The organism is Mycobacteriales bacterium (genome assembly GCA_035504215.1).
Taxonomy (GTDB): domain Bacteria; phylum Actinomycetota; class Actinomycetes; order JAFAQI01; family JAFAQI01; genus DATAUK01.
In genome coordinates this window covers 130554-149625 of record DATJSI010000036.1, presented here as the reverse complement: position 1 = coordinate 149625, position 19072 = coordinate 130554, and the positions used below count along the sequence as shown (strand labels likewise).

Below are 19072 nucleotides of genomic sequence, written 5' to 3'. Positions count from 1 at the left end.
CGGGTCCTTGGGCCGCTCGAAGATGTCCTCGGTCGAGCCGGCCTCGACGATCTGGCCCGGAGTCCCCTGCTCGGCCAGGAAGAACGCGCACTGCTGGGAGACCCGGGCCGCCTGCTGCATGTTGTGGGTGACGATGACGATCGTCACCTGGTCGCGAAGCAGATGAATGGTCTCCTCGACCCGTCGGGTCGAGGTCGGGTCGAGGGCTGAGCAGGGCTCGTCCATCAACAGGACGTCGGGGTTCACGGCGAGCGACCGAGCGATGCACAGCCGCTGCTGCTGGCCTCCGGACAGCGCGCCGCCAGGCGAGTCGAGCCGGTCCTTCACCTCGGCCCAGAGCCCGCCGCGCAGGAGGCAGTCCTCGATCAGCGCCGCCCGATCGGACCGCGAGATCTTGGTGCCGGTGAGCTTCAGACCCGCGGTGACGTTCTCGGAGATCGACATGGTCGGGAACGGGTTCGGCTTCTGGAACACCATCCCGATCCGGCGCCTGGTCTCGGTCGTGCGTGCGGTCGGGTCGTAGATGTCGGCGCCGTTCAGTCGCACCTCACCGGCCAGCTTCGCGCCCACCACGGACTCGTGCATCCGATTGAGGATTCGCAGGAAGGTGGACTTGCCGCAGCCGGACGGTCCGATCAGCGCAGTGACGACACCCGGAGGCATCGACAGCGAGACCCGCTCGAGCACCTTCTTGGTGCCGAACCATGCCGAGACGTTCACGGCATCGAGGTGCGCGCCGGACACCTGACCGCTGGGGCGCGGGGGCTCCGTGAGGTCCAGAACGGCTGGGGCGATGCTCACGGCAATCTCCTCGGTAGCGGGTTCGTGATCCAACGCATCAGGCCTCCGTATAGCGAACTGCGCGCGGCGGAGTGGAGAGCGTCTCCCGCCACGAGGCATCTTCGGAACGGGGGGCGACGACCTGGGTGAGGGCCGGCAGGTGCTCGTCCGACAGTTGCGCATTGCGCACTGCGGCGACGAACGCCTCGACGTTGTAGGTGCACTCACGGTGCCGGGCATATCCGCGGCTCGAGGTCGCCACGGGCACGCCGTCCAGGCGCAGCCGCCAGCCCCAGGTGCCGGTGTGCGGCACGGTCAGAATGTGCGCCTGCGCCTCGTCGATCCGTTCGCGAAGCAGCTTCGCGTCCTCGCGCGCGGTCGGCAGGTCCGGAAAGACCCGGGAGCTGCGGCCGAGCTCACGATGGTTGGCACCGGTGAGCCGCCAGGCAACCCACGAGCCGTCGCCGTCGGCCTCGCCCTCGAAGTTCTGGTGAACGTCGGGCCAGACCGGGTGTGCCTCGGCTCCCCGACCCACGCCAACGACGAACAGAAAGCGCGGCGACTTCACGCGTCCTCCCTCGTCACGTCACGCTTGCCGGGCGGCGCAAAACCCGTCAGACAACGACAACCGACGTACGACGACGACTGGCGCACGCAAGCCGAACGCCAGATGACCACTAGATGAACGACAGAAGTTGGGGTGTGGGCTCGGGTCCCGACCCGGCCTTCGTCGGGCGGCTCAGCGCTCCTCGTAGACCTCGTCCGGAGTGCCGACCAGAGCGGGATCGGGGCGCCCGACCACCGCGGCGCTCTTGCCGGGGTAGTCGAAGCGGGACAGAACATGACGCATCGACTCGATCCGCCCGCGCCGCTTGTCGTTGCTCTTCACCACTGTCCAGGGCGCGAAGCCGGTGTGCGTGCGCTGGAACATCTGCTCCTTGGCCTCGGTGTACTCGTCCCATTTGTCCAGCGAGGCCAGGTCCATCGGAGAGAGCTTCCACTGCTTGACGGGGTCGACCCGGCGCAGGGTGAACCGCGTGCGCTGCTCGCTCTGCGTCACCGAGAACCAGAACTTGACCAGGTCGATCCCGTCCTCGACCAGCATCTGCTCGAACGGCGGTGCCTGCTGCATGAACAGCTCGTACTCATCGTCCGAGCAGAACCCCATCACGCGCTCGACGCCGGCGCGGTTGTACCAGGACCGGTCGAAGAAGACGATCTCGCCGGCCGCCGGCAGCTGTTCGACGTAACGCTGGAAGTACCACTGGCCGCGCTGAACGTCGGTCGGCTTCTCGAGCGCCACGACCCGGGCGCCGCGCGGGTTCAAGTGCTCGGTGTAACGCCGGATGGTGCCACCCTTGCCGGCCGCGTCGCGGCCCTCGAAGAGCAGGATGAGCCGGCGGCCCTCCGACTTGACCCACGACTGCAGCTTGAGCAGCTCGATCTGCAGCAGGCGCTTGGTCCGCTCGTAGTCCAGGCGGGTCATGCGGTGGTCGTACGGGTAGCCCTCGCGCCAGGTCTCGACCTTGTTGCCCTCGGCGTCGAGCAACGTCGGCTCGCCGTCGTCGTCGATCAGTACGTCGATCTCGAGGTCGTCGAGGCTGTCGAGCAGGTCGTCCGCCTCGATCGTCCCGTACGGAAACTCGGCCCTGGGCGGTACCAGGTCTGTCATGTGCTCTCCGTTCCGGACCGCCGGCCGTCGAGGTTCCCGGCACCCGACGCTACCGCCGCGATGCAGCGGTAGGGCATCGTTGTCGCGTGACCACCGCACCTGCCGCCGTCGACCACGTGGTCGACCTGGGCGGCCCCACGCACTACGTCGACTTCGGCGGTCCCGAGCACGGCCCGCTGATCGTCGCGGTCCACGGGCTCGGCGGCTCGGCATGGAACTGGCTCGCGGTCGCTCCGCTGCTCACCGAGCGGTGCCGGGTGGTCGCGATCGACCTCGCCGGCCACGGCTTGTCGCCGGCCGCGGGGCGGCCGACCTCCGTTCCGGCCAACCGGGCGCTGCTCGACCGTTACATCCGTGAGGTGCTCGGCGAACCGGTCGTGTTGATGGGCAACTCGATGGGCGGCCTCATCACGTTGCTCGAGTCGGCGGCCGCGCCGGACCTGGTGACGGGCGCGGTGCTGGTCAACCCGGCGCTGCCTCGCCCGTTGTTGTCCCGGCTGGACCCGCGGGTGGCCCTGCAGTTCGCTGTCGTCGCCGTACCCGGCCTCGGCGAGGCCGCCCTCGCGCGCCGGCGCCGGCACCGCAGCGTCGCGATGCAGATTTGGGACACGCTGAAACTCTGCACGGTGGACATCGCGCGGGTCCCACCGGCAGTGATCGAGGCCGGGATCGCGGCGACAGAGAGCCGCCGCGCGGCCGACTTCCCGCCCATAGATCTCGTGCGGGCCGGGCGCTCGGTCATGCGCATGCTGAGCCGGCCGCAGGCGCTGCGCCGGACGTTCGGTCGGGTGAGCGCGCCCGTGTTGTTGCTGCACGGCGATCGTGACCGGCTGGTGTCGATCGCACTGGCTCGAGCGGCCGCCCTCGAGTTTCCCGCCTGGCGCTTCGAGGTCGCGGAGGACATCGGGCACGTCGCGATGCTCGAGGCGCCCGAGTGGACCGCATCGACCGTCCTGGACTGGATGGAACACGACGCGAAGCTGCTGAGCGGGTAAGCGCCTAGCGCGGCCAGGCCGGGCTCCTCGGATCAGGTGCTCGGTGTGCTGCCCGCTGCCGGGCTGCTCGGGCTGGTCGTCGGCGAGTGGCTCGGCGTCTTGCTCGGCGTGTGGCTCGGGCTCGCGCTCGCCGAGTGCGAGGGCGACTGCGACGGGCTCCCGGACGAGCTGGCCGACGGCGTGGACGTGACGGTCTTGGTGACGGTCGGCGTCGGCTTCGGCTTCGGCTTGCGCGAGTGGTGATGGGTCGGGTTGAAGATCGAACCGACGCTCGTCCCGTGCCCGCCGGAGTGCGAGACGCCGAAGGACTTCGCCAAGGTCTGCCCCGAGCCCGCTTCGATGGCGGTAACCGCGCCGACCGACACGACGAACACGATTGCGGCGATCGGGAGGGCATAGCGCCAACGGACCTGGCCGAGCAGCGCCCGGCCCTGCTGGTGCGCGGTACGAAGGACCTCACGCAACGGCGGTGAGCTCGCGCCGGCCTGGTGCAACCGACGGAGCCGGGCCTTGGTACGCCGCAAGGTGTGGGCGTACAGCGAGCTCCCGACCGTGGCGAGAACGCTCGCGACCGCGGTGCCGACGATGGTTCCCGCGACGCCGAACAGCGAGCAGAGCACCGCCGCCGACACCGCAGCGGCCGAGCTCGCCGCGACCTGAGCGAGGGAAATGTGCAGCCGCTCCACCGGCTCGTCGGGGTTGTCGCGCTCGTCGAGAGGCACTACCCGACGTTAGCCCGGGCACCCCCAGGTGATCTTCAGGAACCGGGCTTGGCGAAGGCGGCTCGCGCCGCCGCGCCGCCGACCTCCGCGCGAGCCCAGTAGCCGAGCGTTCCCGGGCCGAGCAGCTCGTTCGCAGCGTCGACCAGCCCGGCGAGGGCCGCATAGGCGAACGCGCCGCCGACCGAGATGCGGCGTACGCCGAGGGCCGCGAGACCGGCGACATCAGGTCCGCCGGGCAACAGCAGCACGTTGACCGGGCGGTCGACGGACTCGACCACGGCGCGGATTTCCTCGGCCGCCGTGATGGCGGGCGCGTAGAGAACGTCGGCACCGGCCTCCTGGAACGCCTGAAGCCGCGTGATCGTGTCCGCCAGATCCGGACGCCCGCGCAAGTAGTTCTCCGAGCGAGCGGTGAGGACGAGGCGCCGCGGGCCGGAGTGCGCCGCCTCCGCCGCGGCCGCGACCCGCTCGGCCGCGAGCGGCAGGTCGTAGATCGGATCGCTGAGCTCGGCCGAGTAGTCCTCGATGGAGCAGCCCGCCAACCCGGTCCCTGCCGCGAGGGTCACCGTCTGCGCGACGCCCTCGGGATCGTGGGCGAAGCAGTTCTCCAGGTCGGCCGAGACCGGCACGTCGACCGCGGCTGACACCGTCGCGGCATGGGCCAGCGCCTCGTCGCGGGTGACCGAACCGTCGCTGCGACCGAGCGTCGCGGCGAAGCCGCTGCTCGTCGTCGCCAGGGCCTGGAAACCGAGAGAGACCAGCACCTTGGCGGATCCCGCGTCCCAGGGATTCGGGATCAGCAGCGGGGCGGCCCCGGAGTGCAGCGCAAGGAACCGGGTCGCGAGGTCGTCATCGGTCACCGGCCGAACGTATGGGCGAGATCTGACAAAACTGTTACGGCGGGGTCGACGTCGCGCTGAACTGCGTTCGGCATGGTTGCGTTGGTAGAAGATAAAGAGGACACGTTGTCGGGGGTGTGCGGCGACCTCGGCGTGAGAGGCGGACGGTGACAACTGCGCTGCTGCTGATCGTCGGGTTTCTCGCCGGACTTCTGACGATCGTCTCGCCGTGCATCCTGCCGGTGCTGCCGGCGGTGATCGCGTCCGGTGTCTCGGTCGGCGGGCGGCGGCGGGCGCTGGCGATCGCAAGCGGTCTCGCGCTGGCTTTCGGTGCATCCGCGCTGTTCAGCATCAGGCTCCTTCAGGCCCTCGGCCTGCCACTCGGGCTGCGCTACGACATCGCGATCGGTGTTTTGTTCGTCCTGGCCGCGGGCTTCATCGTCCCGCGGTTCGGGGCTCTGCTCGAGCGGCCGTTCGCAAGGATCGGGCTCGGCCGCAACCCGAACAGCGCGGCCGGCGGCTTGGTGCTCGGCGCGACGCTCGGCCTGCTGTACCTGCCGTGCGGCGGCCCGATCCTCGCGACGATCGCAGCAGTGGGAAGCCCGCACAACGCGCTGAGCGCCGACGCGATCGGCCTCACAGTCGCCTACTCACTCGGGATCGCCCTGCCCATCCTGGTGCTCGTCCTGCTGACCGGACGCCTGACCACGACGACGGACTGGCTCCGCCGACATGCGGTCGGGGTACGCCGCGTGGGTGGTCTCGGCCTCGCCGCGAGTGCGGTCGCCATCATGTTCGGCGCGGCGACCGCACTGCAGACCGCGGTTCCGTCGTACTCGGCGAGCATCGAGCACCACCTGACCGACAGCACGTCGATCACGGACAAGATCGCGCACATCAGCAACCCGCACGAGTCGAGCAACGCGAAGCGGATCCACTCCTCTCTGAACAACACGATTTCGCCGTCTGGGCCGAGCATCGTGCCGATGGCCGACCAGGTGCCGACGCTGTCCGCGAAGTCGCTCCCGAACTACGGCAAGGCACCGAACTTCGCCGACGTGACGCGCTGGATCAACACGCCGGACGGCTCAGCGTTGAACCTCTCGCAGCTGCGCGGGCACGTGGTGCTCGTCGACTTCTGGACCTACTCGTGCATCAACTGCCTGCGCAGCCTGCCGCACGTCAAGGCGTGGTACGCGCGGTATCACAAGGTCGGGCTCGACGTCGTCGGCGTGCACACGCCGGAGTTCGACTTCGAGCATGTCGCCGGCAACGTGATCTCGGCTGTGCGCCGGCTCGGCATCACCTATCCGGTGGCGATGGACAACAACTACGGCACCTGGAACGCGTGGGGCAACAACTCGTGGCCGGCCGAGTACCTCATCGACGCGAAGGGCAACGTGCGTTACGGCTCGATCGGTGAAGGCGACTACGGCACGACCGAAGGCGCCATTCGCGCGCTGCTTGCCGCCGACGGCGCGAAGCTGCCGCCGCCGACCGACGTACCGGACCGCACTCCTCAGGAAGCGTCGACACCGGAGAGCTACCTCGGCTACGAGCGGCTCGCGCGGTACGTCGGAACCCCGATCGTCAAGAACCAGCAGACGACGTACACGTTCGCGTCGTCGGTGTCCGCAAATCACCTCAGCTATGGCGGGCAGTGGACGGTCGGAAGCCAGGACATCGCGGCGGGTGCAAACGCCTCGATCCGCATCGACATCGACGCCTCGGACGTGTATCTGGTGCTCGCGGGCACCGGCACGGTGACCGCGACGCTCAACGGCACCGCGCTGCCGACCCAGCACGTCGAAGGCGTGCCGACGCTCTACACGATCCTGTCCTCGGCCAATGTCCAGCACGGCCTGCTGCAGCTGAACGTGTCGCCCGGCGTGAAGGCCTACGACTTCACCTTCGGCTAGCCGCTCGGCAACCGGGACGTGGGTGGCTGCCGCTAGTCCGGTGCCGACTCGCCGGCCAGGCAGCCGTGCGGGAGCGGGAACCAGCGCAGGGCCTCAACATCGGGCCGCAGCCCCGAGTCCACTTCGTCGTCGGGACGATCGCGCTCGGCGGCAAGGCGATCGGCGTCGTGCAGGTGCTCGCGCAACACCGACACGTCGGCGCGTGCCGGAGCCGCCGGGAAGCGCATTGCGTGATCGGGGCCGTCGAAGCAGACGTCGGCCAGCCGCAACGGCGGGTCGAGGGCAGCGTTGCGGTGGTGCCACAGCCCGGTCGGCGGGTCGAAGCGGTAGTCGGTGAGGAAGCGATCACCCTCGCGGGCGACGAAGCGGACCGCGTCGATGATGTAGTCGGCGACGGTCTCATCGAGGAAGTACGTGAAGTTGACGCGAACCCATCCCGGCTTGATCCCCTCGCAGCCGAGCGCGATCTCGTGTTGGAACGCGTGCGAGTGGTCGATGTCGATGCCGAGCAACCGGTGGCCGTACGGACCGGCGCACGAGCAGCCACCTCGCGCCTGGATCCCGAACAGATCGTTGAGCAGCGCGACCACGAAGTTGTGGTGCAGGTAGCGGCCGTCCGGCCGGCGTACGACGAAGGACACGATCGACAGGCGCTCCGCGTCGAGGTTGCCGAGGATTTCGATCGACGGTTCGTCCGACCAGGCGGCAACCGCGCGCTCGAGCAGCGCTGCCTCCGTCGCTTTGATCAGCGGGGCACCGACCGCCTGCTTGAGTGCGAACACCAGCCCGGCCCTGATCGACCCGATGATGTCCGGCGTACCACCTTCCTCGCGCGCGACCGGGTCGTCGAGGTACACGTGCTCGAGCGGGTTGACGTAGGCGACCGTCCCGCCGCCGGGCACCGTCGGCACCCGGTTGGTGAGCAGCTCGCGGCGTACGGCGAGGACGCCCGGCGTGCCCGGTCCACCGATCAGCTTGTGCGGCGACAGGAACACGGCATCGAGCCGAGCGCCGGGGTCATCGGCCGGCGCCATCACGATCTCGACGTACGGCGCTGCGGCCGCGAAGTCCCAGAAAGACAGCGCGCCGTGCTGATGCAGCAACCGGGAGATGCCGGTGGTGTCACTGACGATGCCGGTCACGTTGGACGCCGCGGAGAACGAGCCGATCCGCAGCGGTCGCTCGGCGTAGGCCACCAGGTGTCGCTCGAGCACGGCAAGGTCGATGTGGCCATCCGCGTCGGCGGGGATCTCGACGACCTCGGCGATCGACTCACGCCAGGGCAGCTCGTTGGAGTGATGCTCGAACGGGCCGACGAACACGACCGGGCGCTGCTCCCGCGGGATCGCGGCCGAGAGCGCGTAGCGATCCTCGAGCGGAGACGGGATCCGCAAGCCGAGAATCCGCACCATCTTGTCGACCGCGGCCGTCGCGCCCGAGCCGGTGAAGATGACCAGGGTGTCGTCGTCGCCGCCGAGTGCATCGCGAATGATCCCGCGCGCCTCCTCGCGCAACCGCGTGGTCTGCAGCCCCGTGCCACTGGACTCGGTGTGGGTGTTCGCGTACGTCGGCAGCACCGCGTCGCGGATGAAGTCCTCGATGAAGGCGAGCGCGCGTCCGCTCGCGGTGTAGTCGGCGTAGGTCACGCGACGTGGACCGTAAGGTCCGTCGAGCATCGTGTCGTCGCCGATCACGGCCGCGCGGATCCGGTCGAGCAGCACCGAGTGCGGCAACCCCGGCCGCGAACCGGCGTCAACCGAAGCCGCATCCCGCGACGCATCCACGGCCCCGATGGTAGGGGCGCAACCTTCCGTGATCTTGACGTTGGAGGCGCACAAACGCGATTTGTGCGCCTCCAACGTCAAGATCAGCGAGGCGGGGCGGTGGCGGGTGGGTCGTGATCGACCGTCGACGCGATGCCGCGGATCAACAGGTCGAGGCCGAACTCGAATCGGTCGTCGCCGCCCGGCTCGGTCACCGCGGCGGCCATGGCGACCAGGTTGGGGAACCGCTCGGTGGGCAGCGACGCGAAGTACGCCCCCATCTCGCGATGGAACTCGACGGCTTCCGCCTCGTCGGTGGGAAACGTCCCGAGGCTGTCCTCGAACGCCGACGCCGTCACGTAGAGCGCAAGAACGTCGACCGAGAACCCGGCTACGCCTTCGCTCACCCCGCCGGCACGCATGAGCCCGAGCATCGCCTCCACGGCGCGCAGTGCCCCCTCGCCGGTCGGCACCTTGCCGAGCCCCGCGCGGGCGATGTCGCGATGCCGCCGCAAGGTGACCCACACGTCATGCATGAGCTCCTTGAGCTGGTCCTGCCAGTGCTCGGGGTCGACCCGGTCGGGGATCGTCACCTCGTGGGCGACGCGGTCGAAGACCGCGTCGACCATCTCCTCTTTATCTGCGAAGTGGGCGTAGAGCGAGGCAGGACCGGTGCCGAGCTGCTCGGCGACCCGCCTCATCGTGACCGCCGAGAGCCCTTCGGCGTCGAGCACCGCGAGCGCGGCATCGATGATCGCCGTACGGCTCAGCGACCGCGGCGGGCGTTGCGCGCGCTCGGGGACCCGGCGGCCGCGGCGGGGCGCGGCCGGCATGGTCGCCGGGGACGTGGCATCGGCGGGCGCGGGGTCGCTCACTCCTCAAGTAAAGCACTTGACACGAACAGCGTTCGTTTGGAACACTGTTCGTCATGACGAACAGTGTTCGCTCGGCCGCCGCAGCCGCCGCAGCCGCCGACGCCCCGCGCACGGAGTCCGTGCTCTACCGCAACCGCTGGCTGATCCTCGCGGTCGTCCTCGCCGCCGAGTGCATGGACCTGATCGACTCGACCGTGGTCAACGTCGCCGCACCCCAGATCGCGCGGCAGTTCCACGCGTCGTCGACGTCGCTGCAGTGGATCGTCGGCGGCTATCCGCTCGCGATCGCGGTCGGGCTGATCACCGGCGGGCGGCTCGGCGACCTGGTCGGGCGCAAGCGGATGTTCCTGATCGGGGCAGCCGGCTTCACCCTCGCGTCCACGCTGTGCGGCTTCACCCCGGACACCTCGGTGCTGATCGCGGCCCGGCTGATCCAGGGCGGCTTCGCGGCACTGATGCTGCCGCAGGGACTCGGCATCCTGCGCGAGGTCTTCCCGGCGGAGGAGCAACAGAGCGCGTTCGCGATCTTCGGCCCGGTGATCGGCTTTTCCGCCGTACTCGGGCCGATCATCGGTGGGTCGCTGATCGACTGGAACCTGTTCGGCAGCGGCTGGCGGCTGGTCTTCCTGGTCAACGTCCCGCTCGGGATCGCGGCCGTCATCGGCGCCTCGCGGCTGCTGCCCGCTTCGCTGCCGGACCGTACGACGCGACTCGATCTCACCGGCACGGTGCTGGTCAGCCTGTTCGCCGTACTCCTCGTCTACCCGCTGATCCAGGGTCGCGAGTACGGCTGGCCGTGGTGGACCTACACCTCGATGGCGTTGGGCATCGCGTTCCTCGTCGGCTTCGCCTGGCAGCAGCGCCGGCGCGACCGGCTCGGGCGGGCACCGCTGGTGATCCCCAGCATCTTCGGCCACCGCGGCTACTCCGGCGGACTGGTCTTCGCCATGCTGTTCTTCTCCGGGATGGGTGGCGCGCTGCTCTGCTCCACGTTGTTCCTGCAGATCGGCCAGGGCTTCACGCCGATCCACGCCGCGCTGTGCCTGGTGCCGCTCTCGGTCGGCCTGATCGTCGGCTCGGGGCTGTCCGGCAGCCTGCTCGGCCCGAAGTTCGGGCGGCTCACCCTGCAGGCCGGCGTCGCGGTCAGCGCGATCGGCTGGTTCCTGCTCGCGACCGCGGTGCACGGACACTCCGAGATCGGCTTCGTCGACCTGATGCCCGGCATGTTCGTCACCGGCGTCGGCCTCGGGCTCGTCGTCGCGCCGATGTTCGACATCATCCTGGCCTCGGTCACCGAGCTGGAGACCGGCTCGGCCTCCGGCGTACTGAACGCCGGCCAGCAGCTGGCCAGCTCGATCGGCGTCGCAGTGCTCGGCACCGTCTTCTTCGACGCGATCGTGGGCGGCAACTTCCACCTCGGGCTGCGTCGGGTGCTGCTGGTCGAGGTCGGCATGAGCCTGGGGCTGCTCCTGCTCTCGCCTCTGCTGCCGCGCTTCGCCCGCGAGCCCGCCCCGGACGAGCCCGCCCCGGACCAGGTCGTCGCCGACCCCGCCGCCGCCAACCCCGCCGCCGACCCCTCGGTGATCTTGACGTAGGAGGCGGCGCACGGATCGCGTTTGTGCGCCTCCAACGTCAAGATCACGGAGAGCAGGCCGGGCTGGGACTAAGGCGGGTGCGGCGCCTAAGGCGGTACGCCGCGACGCCGTGCCGGAAATAGGGATTCCTTCCGATGTGACCGGCTACCTCAGACGCGCAGTGTTGACCACGTCAACGAAGCGCAGATCGAGGAGAGCGATCACGATGCTTACCCAGACCATCGAGCAGTTCGCATTGGCGGAGGTCGAGTACCGCCAGCAGCGCATCGCCGAGCAGTTCGCACACCTACCGCGCCGGATGAGCCTGCGGTGGCCGGCCGGGCTGATCAGCCCGCGGCGCCACCACGGCCCGAGCGGCGGGCCGCGCCCGACCACTCGCCGGCCGGCCGCGGCGCGCTGAGTGGGCGGCGAAGCGGCGCTCGCGACTGTCGAGAAGGCGGCGCCGGCACCGCAACGGCGAAGCGAGCGGCAGACAAAGCCGCTAGGAACGGTCAGCCCCGCGCAGCATGATGGGTGGATGCCGATCGAGGTCTCTCCCACCCCGCTGGTGGGGCGCCGCGAGGAGCTCCGCGGACTCGCCGAGCTGGTCGGCGCCGGCAAGGTCGCGGCCGGCGCCGTCCTGCTCGGCGGGGACGCCGGAGCGGGCAAGACCCGTCTGGTCGCCGAGCTCACCGGACAGGTGGGCGCGGACGGCTGGCGGGTCCTCATCGGCCACTGCCTCGACTTCGGCGACAGCTCGCTGCCCTACCTCCCGTTCAGCGAGGCGCTCGGCCGGCTGGCCGCCGACTCCCCGGAGCGCGCGGCCGAGCTGGTCGAGCGCAACCCTGCGCTCGGACCGCTTCTGCCCCGGCACCGGCTGATCCGCGAGCAGTCCGAGGCCGGCTCGGCCGACGCCAGCGAGCCCACCGGGCGGGCGGCGTTGTTCGACGCCGTACATGCCGGGCTCAACCAGCTCGGTGCCGATGGCCCGCTCCTGGTGATCATCGAGGACGTGCACTGGGCGGACCAGTCGACCCGTGACCTGATCCGCCTCCTGCTTGCGCGCCAGTTCGACTCACCGGTCGCGATCCTCGCGACCTACCGCAGCGACGACCTGCACCGCCGGCACCCGCTGCGGGCGGACTTGGCCGAGTGGTCCCGACTGCCCGCGGTCTCTCGCATGCAGCTCGGCCCGCTCGCCGACGCGGACGCCCGCGCGCTGATCCGCTCGCTCGCCGACACGGCGATCGAGGAGGACGAGCTGCGCCAGATCCTGGATCGCGCCGAGGGCAACCCATTCTTCATCGAGGAGCTGGTCGACGCCCGGCTCGCCACCGGCGGGCAGCTGCCGGTCGACCTCGCCGACCTGTTGCTGGTTCGCCTCGAACAGCTCGACGACGACGGGCGGCTGGTCGTGCGCGCAGCTGCCGTCGTCGGCCGCCGGGTGTCCCACGTCCTGCTCGCCCACGGCACCGATCTCGACGAGGCCCGGCTCGAAGACGCCCTTCGCGCCGCGGTCGAGGCCAACATCCTCGTCCCGCTCGGTGGCGATGGTTACGCGTTCCGCCACGCCCTGCTCGCCGAGGCGATCTACCAGGACCTGCTCCCCGGTGAGCGGGTCCGCCTGCACGCGAGGTACGCCGCTGCACTCGCCAACGGCGAGGTCGACGGAGCCGCCGCGGAGCTGGCCCGGCACGCCCGCGCGTCCCACGACCTCGACACGGCAACCCGGGCCAGCGTGCAGGCCGGCGACGAGGCGATGGTGGTCGGCGGCCCCGAAGAGGCACTGCATCACTACGAGCTTGCGCTCGAGCTGCTCAGCGACCGCAGGGGCGCAGAGGTCAGCGGATCGGACGGCCGGCCGATCGACCGCACCGCGGTCGTGCTCCGGGCCAGCGCGGCGGCCGCCGCTGCCGGCCATCTCGTCCGCTCGGTTGCGCTCGCCGACAACCAGCTACGGTCACTGCCTGCCGACGCGCCGCCGCTCGACCGGGCCCGGCTGATCCACGCGATTGCTCTGACCGCGCAGGTCATGGACCACCAGATGGACATCCTCGCGCTGACCAGCGAGGCGACCCAGCTCATGGCCGACCAGCCACCCAGCGCACTGCGCGCAAACGTGCTGCTCGTCCACGCCCGGGCCAACGCCGACCGCGCGCACGACGACGACGCGGCCCGGTGGGCGTGCGAGGCGCTCGCCATCGCGCGCGACCTCGACCTCGCCGCGGTCGCGACCGACGCCAAGATCCTGCTCGCGAAAATCGATGCCCGAGGCGGCGACCCGCAGGCCGCCGAGGCGTCCATCTCCGCTGCGATCGACACCGCGAGGGCCGGCGGCGAGTCCTTCGCCGAGGTGCGCGGCATCTACCACCTGGCGAGCCTGCACTACGCACAAGGTCGCGTGCCGCAGGCGATGGAGCTGTTCGCCGAAGCAGCCAAGCGCGCGTGCGCGCTCGGTCGGCAATGGGGTCCGTACGGTCTGGACGCGGTCGGCTTCGGGGCGATCGCGACGGTCGTCAACGGCGACTGGGACAAGGCCGAAGAGATGGTCGACCTGACCGGGCTCACGGCGCCGGAGTTCGCCAGCGCGCTGTTCCAGTCGGTGGCGATGGAGATCGCCGCCGGCCGCGGCGATCTTCGCGGGCTCGACCTGCTGCCGGACATCCGCCGGTCGTGGGACATCGACGGCATGGTGGCGATCACCAGTGGTCCCGCGGCGATCGAGCTCTACGGGTACGCCGGAGACCTCGCCGCCGCGCAGGCCATCCACGACGACACGATTGCGACCGTCCACCAGCTCTGGCAGCACATGGACTTCGCCGGCCGGGTGCGGCTGGCCGCATTGATGATCGGCCAGCTGGCCCGCGCCGCCACGACCGCCGGATCGGCAGAACGCGCCGAGCTGGTCCGCCGCGGCGACGAGCTGGCCGCCAAGGCCGAGCGGGTGGCCGACCGCGTGCGCTACCTCGGACCGGAGGGCCGCGCGTGGGTCGCGCGGAGCCGGGCCGAAAAGGGTCGGCTGCACTGGCTGGCCGGCATCGACCCGCCGGATGAAGCCACCCTGATCGCCGATTGGCGGGCCGCCGCCGACGGGTTCGAGCAGTTCGGGCACGTCTACGAGACGGCCCGCTCCCGGGCCCGGCTCGCATCGGTCCTGCTGGCTGCCGGCGAGACCGGCGAGGCGGGCAAGCAGGCCCGGCTTGCGCGCGAGACCGCGACCCGGCTCGGCGCCCGCCCGTTGCTGGAGGAGCTGAGCGGTTTCGAGAGCGAGGGCCCGGCCCCTGTTCGCGGCAGCACCTCCCGGCTCGGCGAGCCGCTCACCACTCGCGAGCAGGAAGTGCTCGAGCTCGTCGCGTCCGGGCGGAGCAACCGGGAGATCGGCCAACAGCTGTTCATCAGCGCGAAGACCGTCAGCGTTCACGTCTCGAACCTGATGGCGAAGCTGGACGCCGGCAGCCGCACCGAAGCGGTCGCGATCGCCCGCCGCAACGGCGTACTCAGCTGACCGCGGCCGCCTCCGGGCGGCTGCACCCGGCAAGCGGTCCGGGTTAGGTTTGTGCGACTACCGCACAACCCTCGCGAGGAGTCCACCGTGTCCAGCTCCGCGCAACCAGCGGCCCCGGCCCGGGGAGCGACCCGGGCCGGACGTGGCACGGACTTCGTCCAGTCCCTGGAACGCGGCCTTGCCGTGATCCGCTGCTTCACCGAGGACACCCCGGCACTGACCCTGAGCGAGGTCGCGAAGAGCACCGGGCTGACCCGCGCCGCGGCGCGGCGCTTCCTGCTCACCCTGGTCGAGCTCGGCTACATGCGCAGCGACGGCCGGCTGTTCATGCTCAGCCCGAAGGTGCTCGAGCTCGGCCACTCCTATCTCTCCGGGCTCGAGCTGCCCGACATCGCCCTGCCCCACATGCGCGAGCTGGTCGACCGGATCCATGAGTCGTCGTCGATCGCCGTACTCGACGGGGATGCGATCACCTACGTCGCGCGGGTGCCGACCAAACGGATCATGTCCGTCTCGATCAGCATCGGCACTCGCTTCCCCGCGCACGGCACGTCGATGGGCCGGGTCCTGCTGGCGGCCCAGACCGACGAGTGGCTCGACGGCTACCTCGCGACGGTGGCGCTGGAGCCGATCACCCGCTTCACGATCACCGATCCGGACAAGCTACGGGCCGAGCTGGTCCGGGTACGCCGGCAGGGCTACGCGCTGGTCAACCAGGAGCTCGAAGAAGGCCTGCGCTCGATCGCCGTACCGATCAGGGACGGCCACGGGCGCGTCCTGGCCGCGATCAACGTGTCGCTGCACGCGAGCCGGGCGAGCGCGGAGGCGCATCGCAAGCAGGTCCTTCCGCCGTTGCAGCACACCGCAGCCGCGATCGAGCACGACCTCGCCCTGCACGGACAGCACCTCGCGCCGGCATAGGCCGGCGTAGGCCGGCGTAGGCCGGCGTAGGCCGGCGCAGGCCGGCCATAGCCGACCCGCCAAGGCCGCTCAGCGCCGGAAGTGCTTGCCCAGCGTCTCGGTCTGGCGCTGGTAGTTCGAGCCGATGCCCTGCCCGTAGAGCAACGTCGGCGGCTCGAGCATCCGCTCGAAGGTCAGCTTGCAGACCCCCTGCTGGTGCTCGACCATGAACGGAACGTCGTGGGCGCGCACCTCGAGCGCCGCGGTCGAACCGGCGAACCCGCCGGCCGGGTCGTAGCCGAAGCCCGGGTCGAAGAACCCGGCGTAGTGCGTGCGCAGCTCGCCACTGGTCGGGTCGTACGCCGTCATCTCCGCAGCCAGCGACGGCGGGACGCAGACCGCCTCGCGCGACATCAGCAGATAGAAGTTGCGCGGGCTGAGGATGATCCGGTCGCCGTCCTCGTGCCGCACCGACTCCCAGTACTGGTACGGGTCGGCTTCGCCGATCCTCGTCAGGTCGAGCAGCGGCGCGCTCTCGCGGGCCCGGTATCCGACCCGGCCGTCGGCGCCGCCGCGCAGGTCCAGCCCGAGGAACAACCCGTCGGACAGGTCGAGCTCCTCGGCCGGAAGCGGCCCGCCGTCGAGGTAGAGGATCGGCTGGCGCCGGTGATGCTCGCGCACCTCGTCGTCGCTGAGCTGGGCTCGCCCGACCGCGAGCCGGAGCTGGTTGAGCGAGAGGTCCTCACGCACCCGCACCGGGAACGACAGCGGCACCACCTCGAGATACAGCCCGCCGTGGTAGCCGTCCGCGATCTCGTCGAACCGCGAGCTGCCGTCGGTGATCACGCGGGTGAAGACGTCGGCGCGGCCGGTGGAGCTCTTCGGGTTGGCCTTGCCGCGCACGCCCGGCGGCAGGCTCAGCCGCTCCTTGAGGGGGATGAGATACGGCCGGTTGGTCTCCAGTACGGCGCCTTCGCGGTGCAGGTTGAGCTCGTCGACGACGAACTCCTTCACCCGGCGCTCGACCGTGTCGTGGCCGGGCAGGAAGCTGCAGCGGACCCGGTAGGCGACCTCGCCGAGGCGCAGGTCGAGGCTGGCCGGCTGGATGTTGTCCTTGGGAATCGTGAACCCGCCGGCGTCGATCATGCCGTGCGAGATCGCGGCGTCGAGCCACTGGTTGGGCAGCACGCCCTCGGCATCGCGCGGGAGCTCGGCGTACTCCGTCATTCCGGCGCTCCGCCGGTCATTCCAGGGCTCCGCAAGGCATCCGCCATCGTAGAAGGATCACCCGTTCGGGTTCAGGTGCCGTCGAGGGCGCGCCCGTAGATTAGGACGTTCCCGGCTAAACGGTCTTCCGGGCGTTAGGGTGCCCTGTCGGGCGCCATCAGCGGCGCGGGGTGTGGAGGTCTTCGCTCTATGTCAGCACATGCTCATCGGTCCCTCGCGCGTCGAGCCCGGCTGGTCGCGGCTGCCTCGGCAGCCCTGCTGATCGGCACCATGGTCGCGGGCGGCACCGCACTCGCGTCGAGCGGCAGCCAGAGCCGGGTGCAGCCGGCGATCAAGGCGCCCGCGCAGGACATCGGCTACGCGGTCAACAAGCCGCTGTGCCCGCCGGTGACCAAGCCGCACACCGTGACCTGCTTCGCGATGCGGCGGGTGACCGTGAAGAAGGGCACCCCGGGCGCCTACCCGTACCTCAAGAACGCGGCAGTCTCCTTCGGGCCGAGCGGCGGCTACACCCCGGCCGACCTCGCGCTCTTCTACGGCTTCAACCCGAGCGCCGACCGGACGAACCAGACCGTCGGCATCGTGGACTGGTACAACGACGCGCACGTCAAGAGCGACCTTGCGACCTTCGACAAGCACTACGGGTTCAAGAAGGAGACCGCTTCTTCGTTCCGCGTGGTCAACGAGCACGGCAAGGCCTCGCCGCTCCCGTCCTCCAGCCTGGGCCGGAGCTCCTCCGACGAGATCTCCCTCGACGTCGACACGGTTCGCTCGGTGTGCCACGACTGCCGGATCCTGCTGGTCGAGGCATCCGGTCCGACCGACGCCGCGCTGGAGGCGAGCGAGGACACCGCGGTGAAGATGGGCGCGACGGAGATCAGCAACTCCTTCGGTGGCCCGGAGAAGTACCGCGGCTCCAGCAACGTGCCGGCCGCGATGGCGAAGGCGTTCGACCACCCGGGCATCCCGATCACCGCCTCGACCGGCGACGACGGCTGGTACGGCTGGGATATCGTCAACGACGATAAGGACTCGTCCCCGGGCGTCGCCGAGTTCCCGTCAACCTCTCCGTACGTCGTGTCGGTCGGCGGCACCCGCTACGACGTGACCAACGAGACGACTGGCGTCGGCGCGCAGAGCGTGTGGAACGAGGACGGCAGCGACGACCAGACCGGCCTCGAGTACGGTCCGAGCGGCGCCGGGGGCGGCGGCTGCAGCCAGCTCTACAACGCGCCGGCCTGGCAGAAGAACGAGTCGGGCTACTCCGCGGCGGGCTGCTCGGGCAAGCGGCTCGCCGCCGACGTGTCGGAGCTCGCCGACCCCGCGACCGGGTTCGACATCTACGACTCGTGGGTCGGCTCGGGCGGGGTCAACGGCTGGCAGACCGTCGGTGGCACCTCGCTCGCCGCGCCGATCGTGGCCGCGATGTACGCCCTCGCTGACGGCTCGGGCGGCACGAAGTACCCCGCCGCGAGCATCTACGAGAACGCGACGCTGCACCCGACCGACTTCACCGACATCACGGTGGGCGGCAACTCGTTCTGCGGCGGCGACACCACGGCGAACTGCGCTGACTACGTCTACAGCGGCACCGGGGGCGAGACTCACAATCCCAACGGGCTGAACATCGGCCTGGTCGACTGCAGCTTCCCGCGGGACGGCAGCGATGCGACCAGCCCACCGGTGGACTCCGAGTGCAACGCCGAACCCGGCTACGACGGGCCCAGCGGCGTCGGAACTCCCGCGAACGGCGTCGGGCTGTTCGCGTCGACCAGCCCGAAGGTCACGGTCAAGGCGCCGGCCGTGCTCAAGCTGCACCACGCGGCGACGTTCACGGCGACGGCCACGCCCCGGGTGAGCGGCAAGACGATCACGTCGATCACGTTCGACTTCGGCGACGGCCACAGCAAGACCGGCACCGCGACGAGCGCGACGCACACCTACGCCGAGGCCGGTTCGTACACCGTGACCGTGACCGCGACCGACAGCGCGGACCAGACCAGCATCGCGCACGTGCACGTCGGTGTCGGCCTGAAGGCCACGGTGAAGGTCTTCGGCAAGGCCAAGGTGAAGGCGCACCAGAAGGCGAAGTACGACGCCAAGGTGACCGACCACAACACCGGCGGCACGATCAAGAAGATCCACTGGAGCTGGGGCGACCACCACTCGAGCAACGGCACGAAGGTGTCGCACAAGTGGAGCAAGCCGGGCAAGTACACGCTCACCGTGACCGTCACCGACTCCACGGGGGTCAAGACGGTGAAGAAGTACAAGATCACCGTCAAGAGCTAACGCCGCCGT

The 19072-nt window shown here is 70.2% G+C and carries 15 protein-coding genes; 7 read left to right on the top strand and 8 right to left on the bottom strand.

The features are described from left to right. The 3 genes from VME70_04335 to ppk2 form a co-directional block, all read right to left on the bottom strand. Nucleotides 1-744, bottom strand: a 744-nt coding sequence (locus VME70_04335; protein ID HTW19425.1) for a phosphate ABC transporter ATP-binding protein, incomplete at its 3' end; no start/stop codon positions are given. 94 nt (nt 745-838) lie between these two features. Further along, nucleotides 839-1348, bottom strand: coding sequence for a hypothetical protein (locus tag VME70_04330; GenBank protein HTW19424.1), 510 nt, complete (start codon nt 1346-1348; stop codon nt 839-841). A gap of 171 nt (nt 1349-1519) precedes the next feature. Further along, nucleotides 1520-2452 (bottom strand): polyphosphate kinase 2, encoded by a 933-nt coding sequence (gene ppk2 / locus VME70_04325; GenBank protein HTW19423.1) that lies wholly within the window; start codon nt 2450-2452, stop codon nt 1520-1522. 86 nt (nt 2453-2538) lie between these two features. Between ppk2 and VME70_04320 the strand changes: the two genes are divergently transcribed. Next, a complete protein-coding gene (locus tag VME70_04320) occupies nt 2539-3447 on the top strand; it encodes an alpha/beta hydrolase (protein ID HTW19422.1) in 909 nt (302 codons plus the stop codon). A 32-nt stretch (nt 3448-3479) separates the two neighbouring features. On the opposite strand, the gene VME70_04315 is transcribed toward VME70_04320, so the two are convergent. Beyond that, nucleotides 3480-4169 carry a hypothetical protein gene (locus VME70_04315; GenBank protein ID HTW19421.1) on the bottom strand — a complete coding sequence of 230 codons (690 nt, stop codon included), beginning with the start codon at nt 4167-4169 and terminating at the stop codon, nt 3480-3482. A 35-nt stretch (nt 4170-4204) separates the two neighbouring features. Continuing rightward, nucleotides 4205-5029, bottom strand: a complete 825-nt coding sequence (locus tag VME70_04310) for an isocitrate lyase/phosphoenolpyruvate mutase family protein (GenBank protein HTW19420.1) — start codon at nt 5027-5029, stop codon at nt 4205-4207. Nucleotides 5030-5175: 146 nt separating this feature from the next. Between VME70_04310 and VME70_04305 the strand changes: the two genes are divergently transcribed. Then, entirely contained in the window at nt 5176-6927 is a 1752-nt protein-coding gene (locus VME70_04305; protein ID HTW19419.1) for a cytochrome c biogenesis protein CcdA, read from the top strand. 32 nt (nt 6928-6959) lie between these two features. Here the strand turns inward: VME70_04305 and VME70_04300 are convergent, their stop codons facing one another. Further along, nucleotides 6960-8711 (bottom strand): aminotransferase class V-fold PLP-dependent enzyme, encoded by a 1752-nt coding sequence (locus VME70_04300; GenBank protein ID HTW19418.1) that lies wholly within the window; start codon nt 8709-8711, stop codon nt 6960-6962. A gap of 83 nt (nt 8712-8794) precedes the next feature. Then, nucleotides 8795-9565 (bottom strand): TetR/AcrR family transcriptional regulator, encoded by a 771-nt coding sequence (locus VME70_04295; GenBank protein HTW19417.1) that lies wholly within the window; start codon nt 9563-9565, stop codon nt 8795-8797. Nucleotides 9566-9618: 53 nt separating this feature from the next. Between VME70_04295 and VME70_04290 the strand changes: the two genes are divergently transcribed. The 4 genes from VME70_04290 to VME70_04275 all read left to right on the top strand — a co-directional run bounded on the left by VME70_04290 (nt 9619) and on the right by VME70_04275 (nt 15565). Continuing rightward, nucleotides 9619-11160: an MFS transporter gene (locus tag VME70_04290; protein HTW19416.1), complete on the top strand. Its 1542-nt coding sequence runs from the start codon at nt 9619-9621 to the stop codon at nt 11158-11160. Between the two features lie 205 nt (nt 11161-11365). Further along, nucleotides 11366-11560: a hypothetical protein gene (locus VME70_04285; GenBank protein HTW19415.1), complete on the top strand. Its 195-nt coding sequence runs from the start codon at nt 11366-11368 to the stop codon at nt 11558-11560. Nucleotides 11561-11677: 117 nt separating this feature from the next. Continuing rightward, the gene (locus tag VME70_04280; GenBank protein ID HTW19414.1) at nt 11678-14644 is read left to right on the top strand and encodes an AAA family ATPase; all 2967 of its coding nucleotides are present in this window, start codon (nt 11678-11680) and stop codon (nt 14642-14644) included. A gap of 87 nt (nt 14645-14731) precedes the next feature. After that, entirely contained in the window at nt 14732-15565 is an 834-nt protein-coding gene (locus VME70_04275; protein ID HTW19413.1) for an IclR family transcriptional regulator C-terminal domain-containing protein, read from the top strand. 69 nt (nt 15566-15634) lie between these two features. Here VME70_04275 and VME70_04270 read toward each other — a convergent pair whose 3' ends face one another. After that, a complete protein-coding gene (locus VME70_04270; protein HTW19412.1) occupies nt 15635-16771 on the bottom strand; it encodes a 2'-deoxycytidine 5'-triphosphate deaminase in 1137 nt (378 codons plus the stop codon). 189 nt (nt 16772-16960) lie between these two features. Here VME70_04270 and VME70_04265 point away from each other — a divergent pair, with 189 nt between their 5' ends. Further along, nucleotides 16961-19063, top strand: a complete 2103-nt coding sequence (locus VME70_04265; GenBank protein HTW19411.1) for a PKD domain-containing protein — start codon at nt 16961-16963, stop codon at nt 19061-19063. Nucleotides 19064-19072: the final 9 nt, after the last annotated feature.

What these genes read in the sequence shown, in the direction of transcription:
- ppk2 (HTW19423.1), bottom strand. Translation starts at nt 2,452, where the DNA reads ATGACAGACCTGGTACCGCCCAGGGCCGAGTTTCCGTACGGGACGATC.
- VME70_04290 (HTW19416.1), top strand. Translation starts at nt 9,619, where the DNA reads ATGACGAACAGTGTTCGCTCGGCCGCCGCAGCCGCCGCAGCCGCCGAC.
- VME70_04285 (HTW19415.1), top strand. Translation starts at nt 11,366, where the DNA reads ATGCTTACCCAGACCATCGAGCAGTTCGCATTGGCGGAGGTCGAGTAC.
- VME70_04280 (HTW19414.1), top strand. Translation starts at nt 11,678, where the DNA reads ATGCCGATCGAGGTCTCTCCCACCCCGCTGGTGGGGCGCCGCGAGGAG.
- VME70_04270 (HTW19412.1), bottom strand. Translation starts at nt 16,771, where the DNA reads ATGACGGAGTACGCCGAGCTCCCGCGCGATGCCGAGGGCGTGCTGCCC.
- VME70_04265 (HTW19411.1), top strand. Translation starts at nt 16,961, where the DNA reads ATGTCAGCACATGCTCATCGGTCCCTCGCGCGTCGAGCCCGGCTGGTC.